A 15605-nucleotide genomic window follows, 5' to 3' on the forward strand; every position below is an offset into this window, starting at 1 on the left:
GCTTTCGAGCCGCGCCGACGGTCGCGCCGGACCCGCCGGTCGCGTGTCCGGGTCGCACCCGCGGCGTGACTTTTTCACGCGGCCCGCCGATGCTCTGTCATGAGCGATCCGTTCGTGGTCGTCGGCGCCGACGCGGCGGGGTTGAGCGCGGCCAGTAAGTTCCGACGCGAGGCGCCCGACCGCGAGGTCGTCGTCTTCGAGAAGGGCCGGTGGATCTCGTACGCCTACTGCGGGATGCCGTACTTCGTCGCCGGCTACGTCGACCGGATGTCGGACCTCCTGTCGCTGTCCCCGAGCGAGGTGGACGAGCGGGGGATCGACCTCCGGCGCGACCGCGAGGTCGTCGCCGTCGAGCCCGACGCGAAGCGCGTCACCGTCGAGACGGCCGACGGCGACCGGTTCGAGCAGGCGTACGACGACCTGCTCGTCGCCACCGGCGCGCGCGCGACCACCGGCCCGTTCGACGTGCGCGGCGTCGACGGCGCGTTCACGCTCCACGACATGGACGCGGCGGCCGCCATCGACGCGTACGTCGCCGAGCCGGACGCCTACGACCCGGACCGCGCGGACGTGAGCGCGGTCGACCGCGAGCGAGTCGACCGCAACGCGGCGATGCGGGCGCCCGAGACGGCCGCCGTCGTCGGCGGCGGGTACGTCGGCGTCGAGGTCGCGGAGGCGCTCGCGGAGCGCGGTCTCGATGTCCACGTGTTCCACCGCTCCGGTCACCTCCTGTCGCCGTTCGGCGAGACCGTCGGGAACCGCGTCGAGGAGGCGCTCGAGGCCGAGGGCGTGAGCGTCCACACCGACGCGCCGGTCGACGCGCTTGTCGGAGACGACCGGATCGGGGCGGTCGAGATCGGGGACGAAGGCGACCCCGAGACGGTCCCGGTCGACATGGCGGTCGTCGGCGTCGGGATCCGGCCGAACACCGACCTCCTCGACGGCACCGGCGTCGATCTCGGCGCGGGTGGCGCGATCCGCGTCGACGACCGCGGCCGCACCAGCCTCCCGGACGTGTACGCCGCGGGCGACTGCGCGACCGCGCGCCACGCGGTGACGGGCGAGCCCGACTGGACCCCGCTCGGGCTCACCGCGAACCGCGCCGGCCGGGCCATCGGCGCGACGGTTGCCGGCGACCCGACGCCAGTCGGTGACATCGCGGGCACCGCGGCGGTGAAGGCGTTTGACACGGAGGCCGCCCGCGTCGGGGTTCTCGACCGGGGGAAGGCGGAAGAAGCCGGTTTCGATCCGGTCAGCGAGACGGTGACCGCGGGCTCCCGCTCGGGCTACTACCCCGGCGCGGCCGAGACGGACGTGACGCTCGTCGCCGACCGCGACACGGGGCGACTCCTCGGCGGGAGCATCGTCGGCACCGACCGCGCGGCGATCCGGATCGACACGCTCGCGACCGCGATCGAGTCGGAGATGACCGTCCCCGAGATCGAGCGACTGGACCTCGCGTACGCCCCGCCGTTCAGCCCCGTCTGGGACCCGATACTCGTCGCCGCGAAGGTGCTGAACGGAACCCTCGACGGCTGACGAGCCGAGCCGACCCGCGGCGCGACGCTACCGCGATGCCGCGATCCGGTCGAGGAGGGAGCCGACGACCGCCGAGGCGGCGCCGACCGCGACCGCGACCGCGCCGGCGAGCGCGAGCGGGGCGGTGAACGCGGCGGCGGCCGGGCCGCCGGCGGCGAAGGGCAGCACGTACGGTTCGGGCCCCAGTCCGCGAAGCAGCGTCCCGGCGAACGGACCGTACGCGAGCAGCATCGCCGGGAGCGCGCCGCCGCCCGCCGCGGCGAAGGCGACCGCCCCGACCGCCGTTACCGCGGCGAGGGCCCCGGTGGTCCCCGCGTCGCCGACGCCGACCGCCGCCGTCGCGTCGAACGCGACGTACGACAGCGCGAACCCGACCCCACACCAGACCGCGGCCCGCTCGAAGCCCGACTCGCCGAGGAGCGTCCGCCGCAGCGTCGCGCGTCGGGAGGCGGCCGCGTCCCCCTCGGTCCTCCCCTCGCCCGTCGTTCCGGTCGCGTCGTCGCCCGTCGTTCCGGTCGCGTCGCCGCCCGTCATTCCGGTCGCGTCGCGCCCCGCCCCTCGCGGTCGGGGGTGAGGTTGCCGTGTTCGTCGATCTCGCCCGCGACGATCCGCGTCGAGGAGATGCGCTCGCCGTCCTCGGCCGTGACGTGGTCGACGACCACCAGGTCGAGCGGGTCGCGGCCGCGCTCGGCGCGGATCTCGTTGATCCGCTCGCCGCCCGCCTTCGTCTCGGGCGAGACGATCAGCGCGTCGAACTCCGGCTCGACCGCGATGCCGGTCGGCTCGGTCAGCTCTCGGATCTCGTACTCGCGCCCGTGCGCCTCGGCCCGCGGGGCCAACTCCGCCGCCAGGTCGCGCTCGCGCCGGTCGTAGGGACGGACGTACCGCTCGACGTGCCGGGTCTCCGGCGCCAGTTCGTCGGCGGTGAGCCCGACGGTGACGTCACCCAGCTCGAACGCCCGTTCGAACAGCTTGCGGTGACCGTCGTGAACGGGGTCGAACGTACCTCCCAGCGCGACGTTCATGCCTCTCCGTTGCGCGGGTCGAACTTAAAACGTCCCGAACCGCGGTCGGCGCGGAATCGGGTCGGCCGGGACCGCTCAGTTCGCGGACTCGCTCCCGTCCGCGTCGGCCTCCTCGCCGTCACCCTCGTCGGAGTCGTCGTCCTCGACCGCGTCTGGGTCGTCATCCTCGGTCGCGTCGGGGTCGTCGCCCTCCCCGCCGACGGATATCTGGACGGGTTCGGCGTCGCCGTCGGGCGACTCGCCGCCGAGGCGCCGGTCGAGGTTGAAAACGGCGTTCAGCTCCGCCTGAACGTCGCCGACGACGCCGCGGACGAGGTCACTGGGCGCGATCGCCTCGTACTCGTAGGGGTTGTTGCCCGCGCCCTCCGCCTTCCGCTTGTCTCGCTCGACGGTGCCCTCGTCGTGGAGTTCCGCGAGCGCCTCGCGGACGGTGCTGGGGTAGAGGCCGGTGCCGTCGGCGACCTCGTCGCTCGTGCTCCGCGGGTTGTCCCGGAGGTAGACGTAGATGCGCGCGCGGGTCTCCGTGTCGAGGACCCACGCGAGGAGGTCGACGACGTTGTCGTCGAACCCCTTTACGGCTCTGTCGGCGCCCTCGCCCAGCCGTTCCTTCGTCTTCCGAAGCTCCTCGCGGGTTCGCTCCGTCGGTGACTCCTCCGGGTCGTCTACCGGCTCCGAAGGCGAATCGTCCGTGGTCATGGCGAAAAGTGGGAGCTACGCGGGCAAAAGGGTTTCTCGTTGCTTTCGTTCCGACGAAACACGCGGACGCGGTCCGCGTCGCGTTTCCGCTCCCGGCGTCAGGCCCGCACGAGGAGGTCGGAACGCAGCGCGTCGGCGCCCGACTCCCCCCGGATCCGGCGCTGGCGCGCCGCCCCGCTCTCCGCCTCGTACACCTCGCGGATGCCGTCGATGCCCAGGCGATCGCACTCCGCCTCGACGATCTCGCCCAGCGGCGTCGTCCCCTCGCCGTCGCGGTCGACGAACGCGGCGTCGTGACCGTGCCGGATCGCGCGCCACTTGTTCTCGTCCAACAGTTCGCGGCGCAGCGTCGGCGGGGACTCGCCGTCCTCGTACCGCGCCGCGTAGTCGACGACCAGCGCGCGGACGTACTCGACCAGGGCGAGCGTGACCTCGGGGTCGCGCTGCGCGTCGGGCGCGCGCACCTCCACGGTGCCGTGGCCCGTGTGGGGGCGCACGTCGAACCACAGCTCGCCGCGGTCCGCGATGGAGTCCGTCTCGACCATCCGGCGCTCGTACCGCCGGAAGGCGTCGAAGTCGTCGAACGCCGACGGGATACCCGTGTTCGGGAGGTTCTCGAACACCTTCGCGCGGGCCGAGGCGAGCCCGGTGTCGAACCCGTTCCAGAACGGGGAGTTGGCCGACAGGGCGAGCAGCACCGGGCAGTGCCACCGCAGGCGGTTCGCGATCCAGACGGCCTTGTCCGCGTCGTCGACGCCGACGTGGACGTGGAGTCCCGCCGTCGTGTTCCGGTGTTGCGGGTACCGGATGCGGTCCAGCTGCGCCTGGTACCGCGGCTTCTCGACGTGATCGAGTTCGCGCCACTTCGCCGTCGGGTGGAGGCCCGCCGCCGCGATCCGGTAGCCGTCCGCGGCGGCGTGGTCGACGAGCGCCTCCCGGACCGTCGCGAGCGCCTCGCGCGCCGCCGCCGGGTCTTCGATCGTCTCGGTCTGGGCCTCTATCGTGCACTCGAACAGCTCGTGGTCGAACCCCTCCGGCACCGCCGCCGGCGGGTCGCGGCCGTACACGAGGTCGTCCGTCCCGGACGTGGGGTGGCCGTCGGCATCGACGATGTAGAACTCCTCTTCGATGCCGAGCGTCCCCATCCGGGAGAACGCGTCCCGCGAACCGAGTTCCATTACGCCCCCGTTCCGCCCCCGCGGTCTTATATCGATTGGAACCCGAAACGGAGCGCCGGTGTCGACAGCGGGCGGGTCAGCGGACGGTTCGCACCGAGAGACGGTGCCGTCGACGCGTCGGGCCGTCCACTACGGGAACTGAGCCGTCCGCCGTCGAGGTTGTCGCCTCTCTGGGTTGAATTTATTATCCTAGAGGCACGTTAGCAGTCATCATGGTGAGAGCGCGTACCAGGGGACGGATCCGTCCGACGACCGAGCCATGACGCTGGGTGAGACCCGGAGATACGACGGAGAGCGAGCGTCGAGCAAGGGCGAACGGGCAGTAGTCCTGGGAGCGAGCATGGCCGGGTTGCTGGCCGCCCGCGTTCTCGACGACGCCTACGAGCGAGTCACGGTCGTCGAACGCGACTCCCTGCCGACGGCTCCCGAGACCAGAGACGGCGTCCCCCAGGGAAAACACGTTCACGTGCTTCTGGAGGCCGGCCGTTCGAGCATCAGTGACCTCTTTCCGGGATACGGGGAGGACCTCGTCGACGCCGGGGCGCTGATCATCGACGTGGGCCAGGAGCTGCGCCACTACGACGAAGGCGGCTATCTGGCTCCGCCGGCGAGGAGGATGGAAATGTACTGCGCGAGCAGGCCCCTCCTGGAGACGGTCGTCCGCCGGCACCTCGCCGAACTGGACGGCGTGACGATCCGTGACAACACGCAGTTCGTCGCTTACCGGACCGACGCCGACGCCGACCGGATCGACGGTGTCCGCGTCAGGGGCGACGACGGGCTCGAGACGCTGGAGGCGGCGGTCGTCGTCGACGCGACGGGTCGGGCCAGTCGAACGCCGGCCTGGCTGGCCGAGAACGGCTACGGCGAGCCGCCGGTCGAGGAGGTCGAGATCGACATGGTCTACAGCACCCTTCGGGTCAACCGTCCGGAGGGCGACCGCCGGATGCCGTTCGTCCCTCAGTCGGCACCCAGGACCCGCGGGGGCGCTGCCTTCCCCGTTGAAGGCGGCGAGTGGGTTGTGACCCTCGGCGGGATGCACGAGACGGACCCGCCCGCCACCGTCGAGGGGTTCCTCCCGTACGCCCGGGAGCTCCCCGTCGAGGACATCGAAACGATTCTCGCCTCGCACGAGGTGGTGTCCGACGGCGTCGAACGGTACCCGTTCCCGTCGAACCGGCGAGTTCGCTACGAGAGTCTGGACCGATTCCCCGGCGGCCTCGTCGTCTTGGGCGACGCGATCGCGAGCTTCAACCCGATCTACGGTCAGGGTATGTCGGTCGCCGCCCTGGAGGCCTTGGCGCTCCACGAAACGCTCGCCTCGAGCGGCGACGGCCCCCTCGGCAAACGGTTCGCCGAGCGGGCGACCGACGTCGTCGACATCGCGTGGCAGATGGCCGTCGGGTCCGACGCGGCCTTCGAAGCGACCGACGGACCGACGCCGCCGGGCGCGTCGATGTTCGATACCTACCTCTCGCGGCTGGTCCGTCAGGCCCACACCGACCCGCGTCTCTCCGAGGCCTTCTACCGCGTCGTCGGGATGGAAGTCGCACCCACCGACCTGCTTCGGCCGGGTACCGTCTGGCGGACGGTGACGCCATGAGCGACTCGGAACGGGCGTCGGCGCCGCTCCCCGACGTTCCCGGCATCGAACGGGGGTACCGGGAGGTCAACGGCGTCGAACTCCACACCGTCACCGCCGGCGACCCCGGCGGTCAGCCGGTCGTCCTGCTACACGGGTTCCCCGAGTTCTGGTACGAGTGGCGCGAGTACCTGGACCCGCTGGCTGAGGCCGGCTACCGCGTCGTCGTCCCGGACCAGCGCGGCTACAACCTGAGCGGGAAACCCACCGGGCTCGACGCCTATAGCATCGACACGCTCGCTGCCGATATCGTCGATCTCATCGAGACGACGGGCCGCGAGAGCGCGCACGTCGTGGGGCACGACTGGGGAGCGGCCGTGGCCTGGGACCTGGCGCTGCGCCATCCCGAGTCCGTCGACCGGCTCGGCATCGTCAACGTCCCGCATCCGACCGTCTTCCAACGGACGCTCACCGCCGATCTCACTCAGCTGCGAAACAGTTGGTACATGTTCTTCTTCCAGCTTCCGCTGCTCCCCGAGTGGACGAGCAGTCGGAACCGGTTCGCCTTCTTCGTGAACACGATGGAGGGCGGCTCGCGGCCGGGGACGTTCGACGAACCGGACTTCGAACGCTACCGACGGGCCTGGAGCCGTGCGGACGCCGTCGGCTCGATGATCAACTGGTACCGCGCCCTGTTTCGACGGCGGAGAGATCCGCCCCGAGAACGGGTCGACGCTCCCACGCTCGTGGTCTGGGGCGAGAACGACCAGGCCCTGGTTCCGCGGATGGCCGAGGAAAGCGTCCAGTTCTGCTCGGACGGGCGCCTGGAGCGGTTCCCGGACGCGACTCACTGGGTGCCGCACGAACGTCGCGACCGGGTCGCTGCACTCCTCCTGGAACATCTCGACGGGAGTGCCCCCGCCTGAACGGCGACGCTCTCGCGGCTCTCGGCCGACGCGAGTCCCTCCGTACGGGTGGACGTTTCGCCGCGAGGACACGGGCTACGACGCGCAGTCGGTCCGGTCCCTTACAACGCGCCGCGGGCGCCATCGGACCCGCCTCGCTGTCCGCAGACCGTCGCTCGGCGATGAAACGGACCGCGGAACCGGCAGAAAACGAGTCGGCGGCGCGCGTTCACGCGCCCGATCTCCTCACCCCGATTCTCCGAGTCCGACACCGTCTCCCTTCAGCACAATTCAAGGTGACGACTACGACCATTGGTGCCGCGAGTTCGAGAAGCGCCGTGAGGAGATGCAACAGCGTGGGACGCAAGCTGTACACAACGCCCTGCTTCGCCTCGGAAAGCGGGAAGAAGCGTGGCGGAAGCAGTACATCCACACGGTAGCCAATGAGATCGTTTCGGAAGCCGTCGAACACGACTGCGACGTGATCGCGTTCGAGGACTTGAGCGACATTCGAGAGCGGCTTCCACACGCGAAGTGGCACCACATGTGGGCGTTTCGACGCCTGTACGAGTACGTCGAGTACAAAGCGCCAGAACAAGGCGTCTCCGTGGAGCAAGTTGAGCCGAACCACACGTCCCAACGTTGTTCTCGGACGGACTGTGGGTTCACGCATGAAGACAACCGCCACGGTGAACACTTTGAGTGCCAGAAGTGCGGGTACGAGGTCAACGCGGACTACAATGCGGCGAAGAATATCGGGGTTCGATACGCCCGGAAACAGAGACACAGCCTCCGTTCCTCGCCCAAGTCGGGGAGCGGAGACGCACAAGTAGACGTGCGTGTGAATGGTGGGACGGTGAACGGCGAGAGTTACCAGCCTATTGCTGGCGACTGATTTCCGGGAGTCCACATCAAAGCCCCACCCTCAACGAGCGAACCCCGTATGGGGTGAGCGAAGTAGGGTGGGGTAGTTTACCCGAGGACGTAGCGGAGCTTCGGGAACCGCTCGACGAGCGTCTGCCCGCCGACCTCCAGTTGCTCGATGAAGGCGTCGAGGCCGAGGACGCGGCCCGCGCCGAACGCGGCGACCGTGAGGAACACGACCGCGTAGACGAGCGTCGAGTCGAACAGCGCCAGGAGGTCGCCGCTCCACCCGCCGAGGTAGAACAGCGTCATCTGGAGCGTGCCCCCGAGCGCCGCCAGCCGGACGAACGCGCCGGTGATGAGCGCCGCGCCGACGAGCAGCTGCGTCGCCGGAACGAACACGTTGACGAACTCCATCAGCGCCGCGTTCGACGCCATCGCGGCGTAGATCCCGCTGACCGGGCTCGCGGGGTCGACGTTCGCGAGGTACCCCGCGGCGTCGAACGGCCACTCCGAGACCTTCCCGAGGCCCGCGAACAGGATCATCCCGCCGATGGTCGCCCGGAGCAGGACGATGAACAGCGCCGACAGCGAGTGCGCCTTCCCCAGCAGCGTGATCCCGCCGAACTCCCCGCCGAACTCGTTTGTGTTTTTCGTGGACATAGTGTCTCTCCTCACTTACGAGTACGCCGAACACCCGTATAAATCGGAAAGCGAGTTCCCCCTCGGCGGGACGAATTCGGCCGGGCCCCCTCGTCCGAGGGGATTTTAAATACCACGACCCGAACGCTATCGGCTCCCCTCGTTTACCACGCCTCGCCGCTCGCGAGGTCGACGTCGGCGTCGCCCTTCTCGGAGGGGCAGACGTCCGCGAGCGCGCAGTCGGCGCAGTCGGGGTTGATCGCGGTGCACGTCGCGCGGCCGTGGTCGATCATGAGGTGCGTGAACTGCTGCCAGTCGCGCTCGGGGACGACCTCCAGCAGGTCCTGCTCTATCGACTCGGGGCGTTCCTCCTCCGTGATCCCGAGCCGCCGCGTGATCCGCTGGACGTGGGTGTCGACGACGATCCCTTCGACCACGTCGTGGCCGTGCTGGAGGACGACGTTCGCGGTCTTGCGACCGACGCCTGCGAGGTCCGTCAGCTCCGACATCGTGTCCGGCACCTCACCGCCGTGCTTCTCCGCGATGTCCGAACACGCCGAGCGGATGTACTTCGCCTTGTTGTTGTAGTAGGTGATGGAGTGTATCGCCTCCGCGAGCTCCTCTTGGGGCGCGTTCGCGTACTCCTCGGGGGTCTCGTAGGTCTCGAACAGGTCGGCGCACACCCCGTTCACGCGCTCGTCGGTACACTGTGCCGAGAGGATCACGGCGATGAGCAGCTCCAGGCGGTTCGAGTAGTTGAGCGAGATGGTCGAGTCGGGGTACTCCTCGTACAGTCGGTCGACGACCTCGTCGACCTGTTCCTCTCGCGAGTCGAGTGGGGTTCCCATACGACTCCCTCCGTCCGGGCGACATTGAACGATCCGACTGGGCGTTCCCCGTTCCGGGTACTCCGACCGTCGCCCGGTCGAGCGGTCCGACGAGCGACTCGACCGAGTAGTAAGACAGTTACCACGCGCCGCGTTTGAGGGCGTATGGACGTACTCGACGTCGCGGCGCGCGCGGCAGCGACCGGGCCGGTGTGCGACGCCTGCCTCGGCCGGCTCGTCGCCGACCGGAGCTTCGGGCTGTCGAACGCCGACCGCGGCTCGGCGCTCCGGGTGTCGCTCGCGCTGCGCGACGACGAGGATCACGAACCCGTCGACACCGCGGACTGCTGGGTGTGCGAGGGGCGCTGCGCCGAGTTCGACGCCTGGGCCGAGCGCGCCGCCGAGGCGGTCGAGGGGATCGAGTTCGCCACGTACAACGTCGGCACCCGACCGCCGCCGCTGATCGAGGAGAACGAGGCGCTGTTGCGCGCGGACGTCGGCCTGGACGAGGACGCGGGCGAGCCGTTCAAATCGGAGTTCAACCGCGAGGTCGGGAAGCGCTTCGGGCGACTCACCGACACCGAGGTCTCCTTCGACCGCCCCGACGTTCAGTTCACGATCGACCTGGCGGAAGAGGAGGTCGACGCGAAGATCAACTCTACCTTCGTCTACGGCCGGTACCGCAAACTGGAGCGCGACATCCCCCAGACCGAGTGGCCCTGCCGCGAGTGTAAGGGCTCCGGGCGGCGGGGCGCCGACCCCTGCGACCACTGCGGCGGCTCCGGCTACCTCTACGACGACAGCGTCGAGGAGTACACCGCACCGGTCGTCGAGGACGTGATGGACGGGACGGAGGCGACGTTCCACGGCGCCGGCCGCGAGGATGTCGATGCCCTGATGCTCGGCACCGGCCGCCCGTTCGTGATCGAGGTCGAGGAGCCCCGCCGGCGTCGGGTCGACACCGACCGCCTCCAGTCCGACATCAACGCGTTCGCGGACGGCGCCGTCGAGGTCGAGGGACTGCGGCTCGCGACCTACGACACGGTCGAGCGCGTGAAGGAACACGACGCCGCCAAGCGCTACCGGGCGCGGGTGACCTTCGACGCCGACGTCGACGCCGACGCCCTCACAGAGGCGGTCGGGGAGCTGGAGGGCGCCACCGTCGAGCAGTACACGCCGAACCGCGTCGACCACCGCCGCGCGAGCATCACCCGCGAGCGCGACGTGTACGAGGCGACCGCCGAACTCGACGACCCGCGCCACGCGACCGTCGAGATCCGCGGCGAGGGGGGACTCTACGTCAAGGAGCTGATATCGAGCGACGAGGGACGCACCGAACCGAGCCTCGCCGGCCTGCTCGGCGTCGGCGCCGAGGTGACCGCCCTCGACGTCCTCGCGGTCGAGGGCGAAGACGAGCCGTTCGAACGCGACGATTTCTTCCGCGAGTGACGGGTCGCAAGCCGCTGACACGGCGTCTCACGGCGGCGCGGCGTCTCACGGCGCAGACGTACATCTGAACGCGCCGGGAACCAGCGGGATTTATCTGACGAGCGTCAGACGTTCGCGTATGAACGGGAGCGACGCCGACGGTGGGAGCACCCGAAACGGCGGCGCCCGCGGCGGATCGAGCGACTCGACCGCGAGCGGCGATTCCGCCGCCCCGGCCGACCCGCCCGGGGTCGGTGACACCGTGATCCGGCCCGCGGTCGACGACGCCGGCGACGTCTCGGCCGCCGCCGACGTGTCGCTGAAGGGCGCCGACCGCGCGGACCGCCCCGACCGGGTCTCTTCGGTCCTCGTCGCCGTCGGCCCCGGGCCGCACTCGGGGGCGACCGTCGACGTCGCGCGGGAGGTCGCGGCGGCGACCGACGCGTGGCTCGAACTGTTTCACGTCGTCCCCTCCGACGCGGCCCTCGCCGACGCCGACTCCGCGGAGGACGCCGCCGGAACCGTCGCCGCCGTCGGTGACGCGGACGACACCGATTACGCCGCGGCCGGCAGGCGACTCCTCGACGCGGCCGAGGACCGACTCGGCGGGTTCGACCGCGCCGACCGGTGGCTCGTCGAGGACCGCACCGCGGCTGGCGCCATCGTCGAGCAGTCGGCGTACTACGACCTGGTCGTCGTGGGCGCGCCGACGACGGGAACGGTCGGGCGGTTCGTCTTCGGCTCCACCACGGATACGGTCGTCGGCGACGCCGAGGTCCCCGTCGTCGTCGTCGAGGCCGACGGGTCGACAGCGCTCGACGCGGCGTAGGGCCGCGGCAGACGCGCACCCGTCCGGCGCGCGTGCCAGCAGCTCCCATGCTGGCGACAGCGTTAAATTAGTGTACATACTTGTACATCACAACGCGGAATACTACATCGGTGGACACAATGAATCTCAACGACACGGTCGAGCGCGTGACGGACGGGGACGATCTGACCGTAGGGGAGGCGCGCGAGGCCGCGCGACTGGTCTTCGAGGAGGCGACGGAGGCCCAGATCGGTGCGCTGCTGGCCGCGCTCCGCACGAAGGGTGAAACGGAGGCGGAGATCGCGGGCTTCGCGCAGGGGATGCGCGACGCGGCGCGCACGATCGAGCCCGACCGCGAGCCGCTCGTCGACACCTGCGGCACCGGCGGCGACGACTACGACACGATCAACGTCTCGACGACCGCGGCCATCGTCGCCGCGGGCGCCGGGGTGCCGATCGCCAAGCACGGCAACTACTCGGTCTCCTCCTCGTCGGGCAGCGCGGACGTGCTGGAGGTCGCGGGCGCCGACGTCGAGGCCGAACCCCCGGCCGTCGAGGCGGCGATCGAGGAGGACGGGATCGGTTTCATGCTCGCGCCCGTCTTCCACCCGGCGATGAAGGCCGTCATCGGCCCGCGAAAGGAACTCGGAATCCGGACGATATTCAACGTCCTCGGGCCGCTCACCAACCCCGCGGGCGCCGACGCGCAGGTGCTCGGCGTGTACGACCCCGACCTCGTCCCCGTCATCGCGCGGTCGCTCGCGCACATGCCCGTCGAGCGCGCCCTCGTCGTCCACGGGGCCGGGATGGACGAGATCGGGATCCACTCGGAGACGGTCGCCGCCGAGGTCGACGGCGATGACGTGACGGAGTTCACGATCGCGCCCGAGGACCTGGGACTCGACCGCGCGCCCGTCGAGGCGGTCGCGGGCGGGACGCCGGAGGAGAACGCCGCCGACCTGCGCGGGATCGTCGACGGGTCCGTCACCGGGCCGAAGCGCGACCTGATCCTGGCGAACGCGGGCGCCGCGATCTACGTCGCCGGCGAGGCCGACTCGCTCGCGGCGGGCGTCGAGCGGGCGGCCGAGGCGGTCGACTCCGGCGCGGCCGCGGAGAAGTTCGCGGCGCTGTGCGGGGGATCGGCCGCGGAAGTCCCCCCGGAGGACGACGACTGATGGCGCGGGTGAAGATCTGCGGGATCACCCGCGGGGCCGACCTCCGCGCCGCGGTCGAGGCGGGCGCCGACGGCGTCGGCGTCATCACCGAGGTGCCGGTCGACTCGCCGCGCGAGGTCGACCCGGCGACGGCCGCCGAGCTGCTCGCGGACGTCCCCCCGTTCGTCACCGCGACGCTCGTGACGATGCCCGACTCCGCCGAGCGCGCGGTCGAGCTCGTCCGGACGGTCGCCCCCGACGCGATCCAGCTTCACGGCGAGTGGACCGTCGACGAACTGCGGTACGTCCGCGCGGAGACGGAGCGCAAGGTGCTGCTCACGGTCGACGCCGACGATCCGGCCCGGGCCGAGGAGTTCGACGGCGCGGTCGACGCCCTGGTCGTCGACTCCACCGACGACGCGGGCGCGGGCGGCACCGGCGAGACGCACGACTGGCGCGCGACCGGCGAACTCGCCGCCCGGCTCACCACGCCAGTCGTGCTGGCCGGCGGGCTCACGGCCGACACGGTCGCGGAAGCGGTCCGCGTCGCGGACCCCTTCGCGGTCGACGTCGCCTCCGGCGTCGAGATCGAGGGCGGGCGGAAGGACCACAACGCGGTGGCCCGCTTCGTCGCGAACGCGGGGCGGGAGATGGAGCTGGTATGACCGACGCGGGCCCCTCTCTCGACCGCTCGAAAGCGGCGTTCGTCGACCTCGCGGCCGACGCGGAGAAGCCGGTCGTGGTCCGGGCGTCGGCCTCGATCGACGCCGACGTGTCCCCGCTCGCGGCGTACGCGACCCTGGTCGGTGAGGGCCCGTACGGGTTCCTCTTGGAGTCCGGCGAGAAGGTCGCCTCCAGCGACCCAGACGGCGCGTTCACGGCCGGCTCGAAGGCCGACAGGCACGCCCGCTACTCGTTCGTCGGCTACGACCCCGAGGCGATCGTCTCGGTCCACCCGGACCGCACCGAGGTGACCGAACTCGGGCCCGCGGCCGAGTTCGTCGGCGGGGACGCGGGCGGGGACGCGACCGCCGGGGACCTCGGCCCCGACGCGGGCGACGCGGTCGACCGCATACGGGCGGCGTTCCCCGACGTGCGCCTGCGCGGGTTCCCCGACACCGACCGCCAGATCCTCTCGGGGGGCTTCGTCGGCTTCCTCGCGTACGAGGCCGTCTACGACCTCTGGCTGGAGGAGGTCGGCGTCGACCGCCCGGAGACCGAGTTCCCGGACGCCGAGTTCGCGCTCACGACCCGGACCGTCGTCTTCGACGAGAAGGAGGACAGCGTCGAACTCGTCTTTACCCCGGTTATCGGCGTCGACGACGACCCGGGAGCGGTGTACGACGACCTGCTCGCGGAGGCCGAGCGCGTCGCGACCGAACTGCGGGAGGCCGGACCGCCGGACCCGGGCGGGATCCAGGTAACCGAGGAATCCGCGGACCCGCGCGAGGAGTACGAGGAGGCGGTTCGAACGGCCAAGCGCCACGTTCTCGACGGCGACATCTATCAGGGCGTGGTCTCGCGCAGCCGCGAGCTCCGCGGCGAGGTCGACTCGCTCGGCCTCTACGCGGCGCTCCGGGACGTGAACCCCTCGCCGTACATGTACGTGCTGCGTCACGACGAGCGGAGCGTCGTCGGCGCCAGCCCCGAGACGCTCGTGTCGGTGAAAGGCGACCGGGTCGTCTCGAACCCGATCGCGGGCACCTGTCCGCGCGGGACCAGCCCGGTCGAGGACCGTCGGCTCGCGGGCGAGATGCTGGCGGACGGGAAGGAGCGCGCCGAGCACACGATGCTCGTCGACCTCGCGCGCAACGACGTGCGGCGCGTCTCGGAGCCCGGCTCCGTCCGCGTCGAGGAGTTCATGAACGTGCTGAAGTACAGCCACGTCCAGCACATCGAGTCGACGGTGACGGGGACGCTCGCCGCGGACGCGGACGCGTTCGACGCGACCCGCGCGACGTTCCCCGCCGGGACGCTCACCGGCGCGCCGAAGGTGCGCGCGATGGAGATCATCGACGACCTCGAGACGACCCCGCGAGAGGCGTACGGCGGCGGCGTCGGCTACTACGCGTGGACCGGCGACGCCGACTTCGCGATCGTGATCCGGACCGCGACGCTCGACGAGTCGAACGACGAGTCGGTCGTGGGCGTGCGCGCCGGCGCCGGCCTCGTCGCGGACTCCGACCCGGCGGCCGAGTACGAGGAGACCGAACAGAAGATGGACGGCGTGTTGACTGCGATCGACGAGATCCGCGAGGGGAACGCGGTGGAAGAGAGGGAAGGCGACGCGGTCGACGGACTCCGGACCGACGGCGAGACCGACGCGGAACCACTCGCCACCGGCTCGGAGGCGGACCGATGAAGGTCGCCGTCGTCGACAACTTCGACTCGTTCACCTACAACCTCGTCGAGTACGTCTCCGACCAGTCGATCGGCGGCGAGCCGGTCGGCGTCGAGGTGTTCAAAAACACCGCGTCGCTCGCGGAAATCGAGGGAGCGGAACCGGACGCGGTGATCATCAGTCCGGGCCCGGGCCACCCGAAAAACGACCGCGACGTGGGCGTGACGACCTCGGTGCTGCGCGACCTCTCTCCGACGGTGCCGACGCTCGGGGTCTGTCTCGGGCTGGAGGCGGCGGTGTACGAGTACGGCGGGACGGTCGGCCACGCCCCCGAGCCGATCCACGGCAAGGCGTTCCCCGTCGACCACGACGGGGAGGGCGTGTTTCGCGGGCTCGACCAGGGGTTCCGGGCCGGCCGCTACCACTCGCTCGCGGCCACCGAGGTGCCGGACGCGTTCGCAGTGACGGCCACCACCGACCACGACGGCGACTCGATCGTGATGGGGATCCGGCACCGAGATCACCCGATCGAGGCGGTCCAGTTCCATCCGGAGAGCGTGTTGACCGCGTCGGGCCACGACCTCATCCGGAACTTCCTCACCGGCGTCTGAGGCGC

Annotated in this window: 15 protein-coding genes and 1 pseudogene; 10 read left to right on the forward strand and 6 right to left on the reverse strand. The window is 70.7% G+C overall.

The window, feature by feature from the left end; genetic code table 11:
- Positions 1–99: 99 nt before the first annotated feature.
- The gene (locus BM286_RS10245; protein ID WP_092921729.1) at positions 100–1539 is read left to right on the forward strand and encodes an FAD-dependent oxidoreductase; all 1440 of its coding nucleotides are present in this window, start codon (positions 100–102) and stop codon (positions 1537–1539) included.
- Between the two features lie 27 nt (positions 1540–1566).
- Here BM286_RS10245 and BM286_RS10250 read toward each other — a convergent pair whose 3' ends face one another.
- The 4 genes from BM286_RS10250 to BM286_RS10265 all read right to left on the reverse strand — a co-directional run bounded on the left by BM286_RS10250 (position 1567) and on the right by BM286_RS10265 (position 4438).
- The gene (locus BM286_RS10250; RefSeq protein WP_092921731.1) at positions 1567–2073 is read right to left on the reverse strand and encodes a hypothetical protein; all 507 of its coding nucleotides are present in this window, start codon (positions 2071–2073) and stop codon (positions 1567–1569) included.
- Positions 2070–2564, reverse strand: coding sequence for a phosphopantetheine adenylyltransferase (locus tag BM286_RS10255; protein ID WP_092921733.1), 495 nt, complete (start codon positions 2562–2564; stop codon positions 2070–2072). Before BM286_RS10255 ends, BM286_RS10250 begins: the two co-directional genes overlap by 4 nt.
- Before the next feature lie 75 nt (positions 2565–2639).
- Complete coding sequence (locus tag BM286_RS10260; RefSeq protein WP_092921735.1) at positions 2640–3260, reverse strand: winged helix-turn-helix domain-containing protein; 621 nt, start codon at positions 3258–3260, stop codon at positions 2640–2642.
- A 98-nt stretch (positions 3261–3358) separates the two neighbouring features.
- Entirely contained in the window at positions 3359–4438 is a 1080-nt protein-coding gene (locus tag BM286_RS10265; protein WP_092921737.1) for a glutamate--cysteine ligase, read from the reverse strand.
- 259 nt (positions 4439–4697) lie between these two features.
- Between BM286_RS10265 and BM286_RS10270 the strand changes: the two genes are divergently transcribed.
- The 3 genes and pseudogenes from BM286_RS10270 to BM286_RS10280 form a co-directional block, all read left to right on the forward strand.
- Positions 4698–6041 carry an FAD-dependent oxidoreductase gene (locus tag BM286_RS10270; protein ID WP_092921739.1) on the forward strand — a complete coding sequence of 448 codons (1344 nt, stop codon included), beginning with the start codon at positions 4698–4700 and terminating at the stop codon, positions 6039–6041.
- Positions 6038–6946 (forward strand): alpha/beta fold hydrolase, encoded by a 909-nt coding sequence (locus tag BM286_RS10275; RefSeq protein ID WP_092921741.1) that lies wholly within the window; start codon positions 6038–6040, stop codon positions 6944–6946. The genes BM286_RS10270 and BM286_RS10275 overlap by 4 nt, the downstream gene beginning before the upstream one ends.
- A gap of 271 nt (positions 6947–7217) precedes the next feature.
- Positions 7218–7820, forward strand: a pseudogene (locus BM286_RS10280) (RNA-guided endonuclease InsQ/TnpB family protein); the annotation flags it as partial.
- A gap of 77 nt (positions 7821–7897) precedes the next feature.
- On the opposite strand, the gene BM286_RS10285 reads toward BM286_RS10280, so the two are convergent.
- Together BM286_RS10285 and nth are read right to left on the reverse strand one after the other, a co-directional pair.
- Positions 7898–8452: a DoxX family protein gene (locus BM286_RS10285; protein WP_092921743.1), complete on the reverse strand. Its 555-nt coding sequence runs from the start codon at positions 8450–8452 to the stop codon at positions 7898–7900.
- Between the two features lie 143 nt (positions 8453–8595).
- Positions 8596–9279 (reverse strand): endonuclease III, encoded by a 684-nt coding sequence (gene nth, locus BM286_RS10290; RefSeq protein WP_092921745.1) that lies wholly within the window; start codon positions 9277–9279, stop codon positions 8596–8598.
- Positions 9280–9423: 144 nt separating this feature from the next.
- On the opposite strand from nth, the gene BM286_RS10295 reads away from it, so the two are divergent.
- From BM286_RS10295 to trpG, 6 genes are all read left to right on the forward strand, one after another.
- Complete coding sequence (locus BM286_RS10295; RefSeq protein ID WP_092921747.1) at positions 9424–10707, forward strand: tRNA pseudouridine(54/55) synthase Pus10; 1284 nt, start codon at positions 9424–9426, stop codon at positions 10705–10707.
- A gap of 118 nt (positions 10708–10825) precedes the next feature.
- Positions 10826–11515: a universal stress protein gene (locus BM286_RS10300; RefSeq protein ID WP_092921749.1), complete on the forward strand. Its 690-nt coding sequence runs from the start codon at positions 10826–10828 to the stop codon at positions 11513–11515.
- 119 nt (positions 11516–11634) lie between these two features.
- Positions 11635–12669, forward strand: a complete 1035-nt coding sequence (gene trpD / locus BM286_RS10305; protein WP_092921751.1) for an anthranilate phosphoribosyltransferase — start codon at positions 11635–11637, stop codon at positions 12667–12669.
- A complete protein-coding gene (locus tag BM286_RS10310; RefSeq protein WP_092921753.1) occupies positions 12669–13313 on the forward strand; it encodes a phosphoribosylanthranilate isomerase in 645 nt (214 codons plus the stop codon). Before trpD ends, BM286_RS10310 begins: the two co-directional genes overlap by 1 nt.
- Entirely contained in the window at positions 13310–15010 is a 1701-nt protein-coding gene (trpE, locus tag BM286_RS10315) for an anthranilate synthase component I (RefSeq protein WP_092921755.1), read from the forward strand. Before BM286_RS10310 ends, trpE begins: the two co-directional genes overlap by 4 nt.
- Positions 15007–15600, forward strand: coding sequence for an anthranilate synthase component II (trpG, locus tag BM286_RS10320; protein WP_092921757.1), 594 nt, complete (start codon positions 15007–15009; stop codon positions 15598–15600). Before trpE ends, trpG begins: the two co-directional genes overlap by 4 nt.
- Positions 15601–15605: the final 5 nt, after the last annotated feature.

It is taken from the genome of Halorubrum sodomense, from assembly GCF_900111935.1.
GTDB classification, from domain to species: Archaea; Halobacteriota; Halobacteria; order Halobacteriales; family Haloferacaceae; genus Halorubrum; species Halorubrum sodomense.

Excerpts from the sequence above, each read along its gene's own strand:
- BM286_RS10245 (WP_092921729.1), top strand. The coding sequence starts at position 100 with ATGAGCGATCCGTTCGTGGTCGTCGGCGCCGACGCGGCGGGGTTGAGC.
- BM286_RS10250 (WP_092921731.1), bottom strand. The coding sequence starts at position 2,073 with ATGACGGGCGGCGACGCGACCGGAACGACGGGCGACGACGCGACCGGA.
- BM286_RS10255 (WP_092921733.1), bottom strand. The coding sequence starts at position 2,564 with ATGAACGTCGCGCTGGGAGGTACGTTCGACCCCGTTCACGACGGTCAC.
- BM286_RS10260 (WP_092921735.1), bottom strand. The coding sequence starts at position 3,260 with ATGACCACGGACGATTCGCCTTCGGAGCCGGTAGACGACCCGGAGGAG.
- BM286_RS10265 (WP_092921737.1), bottom strand. The coding sequence starts at position 4,438 with ATGGAACTCGGTTCGCGGGACGCGTTCTCCCGGATGGGGACGCTCGGC.
- BM286_RS10270 (WP_092921739.1), top strand. The coding sequence starts at position 4,698 with ATGACGCTGGGTGAGACCCGGAGATACGACGGAGAGCGAGCGTCGAGC.
- BM286_RS10275 (WP_092921741.1), top strand. The coding sequence starts at position 6,038 with ATGAGCGACTCGGAACGGGCGTCGGCGCCGCTCCCCGACGTTCCCGGC.
- BM286_RS10285 (WP_092921743.1), bottom strand. The coding sequence starts at position 8,452 with ATGTCCACGAAAAACACAAACGAGTTCGGCGGGGAGTTCGGCGGGATC.
- nth (WP_092921745.1), bottom strand. The coding sequence starts at position 9,279 with ATGGGAACCCCACTCGACTCGCGAGAGGAACAGGTCGACGAGGTCGTC.
- BM286_RS10295 (WP_092921747.1), top strand. The coding sequence starts at position 9,424 with ATGGACGTACTCGACGTCGCGGCGCGCGCGGCAGCGACCGGGCCGGTG.
- BM286_RS10300 (WP_092921749.1), top strand. The coding sequence starts at position 10,826 with ATGAACGGGAGCGACGCCGACGGTGGGAGCACCCGAAACGGCGGCGCC.
- trpD (WP_092921751.1), top strand. The coding sequence starts at position 11,635 with ATGAATCTCAACGACACGGTCGAGCGCGTGACGGACGGGGACGATCTG.
- BM286_RS10310 (WP_092921753.1), top strand. The coding sequence starts at position 12,669 with ATGGCGCGGGTGAAGATCTGCGGGATCACCCGCGGGGCCGACCTCCGC.
- trpE (WP_092921755.1), top strand. The coding sequence starts at position 13,310 with ATGACCGACGCGGGCCCCTCTCTCGACCGCTCGAAAGCGGCGTTCGTC.
- trpG (WP_092921757.1), top strand. The coding sequence starts at position 15,007 with ATGAAGGTCGCCGTCGTCGACAACTTCGACTCGTTCACCTACAACCTC.